The organism is Phenylobacterium sp., from assembly GCF_036677185.1.
GTDB lineage: Bacteria > Pseudomonadota > Alphaproteobacteria > Caulobacterales > Caulobacteraceae > Phenylobacterium.
The window spans coordinates 1-1,763 of record NZ_JAKFEN010000025.1 but is presented as its reverse complement, the minus strand read 5'-3'; the positions used below and the strand labels follow the sequence as shown (position 1 = coordinate 1,763).

Here is a 1,763-nt window from a genome sequence, read left to right as displayed (position 1 = left end):
TGCCCAGGGACGGAATCGAACCGCCGACACGGGGATTTTCAATCCCCTGCTCTACCGACTGAGCTACCTGGGCCAACGGGGCGCTATTAGACGGATTTGGCGGATGGGTGTCAAGCGCGAGTTTGAAAAATATTTAATTAATACGGGCGGTTAGGTTCAGGCAGGGGGAGCGGGGTGGTGCGCTCGTGTAGCCCGGATGCAATCCTGGGGCGATTTTTTAGGTGCCGGGTTTTCCCGGATTTCATGCGGGCTACAAAAGGTGCAGTCATGGCCTCGATACCTGCGGGGCGAGCTGATCGCGGGCAAGCCCGCTCCTACAGGTGATCGGCGGCGGAGCTACTCGCTGGGCGGCACGTAGCCTTCGGCCTTGGCGTATTCCTCGCCGGAGAAGAACTTGTCCATCTCGGCCTGGAGGAACTTGCGGTCCTCGGCGTTCATCATGTTCAGGCGGCGTTCGTTGATCAGCAGGGTCTGGTGCTTCTGCCATTCGTCCCAGGCCTGCCTGGAGATGTTGTTGTAGATGTCTTCGCCCTTGGCGCCCGGGTAGGGCGGGCGGTCCAGGCCGGGCAGCTCCTGCTGGTACTTGCGGCACATCACGGTACGGGTCATGGCGTCTCTCCTGCATTCAGGGCGTCGGCCGCGCGCTTGAGCAGCTTCTTCACCGGGGCGGCGAGCCCCAGGCGCGGCGGGGTGGCGAGGTTATACCAGAGCCAGTCGGCCTCGGCCACGCCGTCGCCGGCGCCTTCGACGCGGATCAGCCAGGGTTCGATGGCCAGCTGGAAGTGGCTGAAGGTATGCGTCAGGCCGTTCAGCTCGCGGCGTTCGCCGAGGCGCAGGGCGTGCCGGCTGGCGAGGGGCTCGAGTGCGTCCAGGCCGTCCAGCTCCGGCAGGCTCCAGAGGCCGCCCCAGAGGCCGCTGGATGGGCGGCGATAGAGCAGGATGGCGCCGTCGCCGTTGGCCAGGATCGGCATCAGCGTGCGCTTCTGCGGCAGCGCCTTGCGCGGCTTGGCGATCGGGTAGCGGATCTCCAGGCCGAGCAGGTGGGCCCGGCAGCCGCTCTTGAGCGGGCAGAGCAGGCAGCTGGGCTTGCTGCGGGTGCAGAGGGTGGCGCCCAGGTCCATCATCGCCTGGGTGTAGTGGTTGACCCGCGTCTGTGGGGTGAGGCGCTCGGCCACCTCCCACAGCTGCCTGGCGACTTTCGGCTCGCCGGGATAACCCTCCTGGGCCACGTAGCGCGCCAGTACGCGCTTGACGTTGCCGTCGAGAATCGGCGCGCGCAGGCCCATGCTCAGGCTGGCGATGGCGCCGGCGGTGGAGCGGCCGATGCCGGGCAGGGCAGTCAGTGCCTCGAGGTCGCGGGGGAATTCGCCGCCGTGCTCGGCCATGACGATCCGCGCGGTATTCTGCAGGTTGCGCGCGCGGGTGTAGTAGCCGAGGCCGGTCCACAGGTGCAGCACCTCGTCTTCCGCCGCCTCGGCCAGGGCCTGCACGTTAGGGAGGGCGGCCATGAAACGCTCGAAGTAGCCGAGTACGGTGCCGACCTGGGTCTGCTGCAGCATGATTTCCGAGACCCAGACGCGGTAGGGGCTGATGCCCTGTTGCCAGGGCAGGTCCTTGCGTCCGTGGCGGTCGTACCAGTCGAGCACCGCGGTGGAGAATTGCGTGGGGCTCATTGGTTGAACAGGCCCTTGAGCGCGTCCTTCAGTTCCGGGCTGACTTTGTCGCCGAGTTTTTCCTCGAGCTTCTCGGTCAGCTTGCCGCCG

General features: G+C 66.4%; 2 protein-coding genes and 1 tRNA gene. All 3 read right to left on the bottom strand.

The features are described 5' to 3' along the window. A tRNA-Phe gene (locus V6M51_RS15965) sits at positions 1 to 73 on the bottom strand. Positions 74 to 336: 263 nt separating this feature from the next. Further along, positions 337 to 609: an oxidative damage protection protein gene (locus tag V6M51_RS15960; protein WP_332768748.1), complete on the bottom strand. Its 273-nt coding sequence runs from the start codon at positions 607 to 609 to the stop codon at positions 337 to 339. Then, the gene (mutY, locus tag V6M51_RS15955) at positions 606 to 1,673 is read right to left on the bottom strand and encodes an A/G-specific adenine glycosylase (protein WP_332768746.1); all 1,068 of its coding nucleotides are present in this window, start codon (positions 1,671 to 1,673) and stop codon (positions 606 to 608) included. The genes V6M51_RS15960 and mutY overlap by 4 nt, the downstream gene beginning before the upstream one ends. Between the last annotated feature and the right edge of the window lie 90 nt (positions 1,674 to 1,763).

Excerpts from the sequence above, each read along its gene's own strand:
- mutY (WP_332768746.1), bottom strand. The coding sequence starts at position 1,673 with ATGAGCCCCACGCAATTCTCCACCGCGGTGCTCGACTGGTACGACCGC.
- V6M51_RS15960 (WP_332768748.1), bottom strand. The coding sequence starts at position 609 with ATGACCCGTACCGTGATGTGCCGCAAGTACCAGCAGGAGCTGCCCGGC.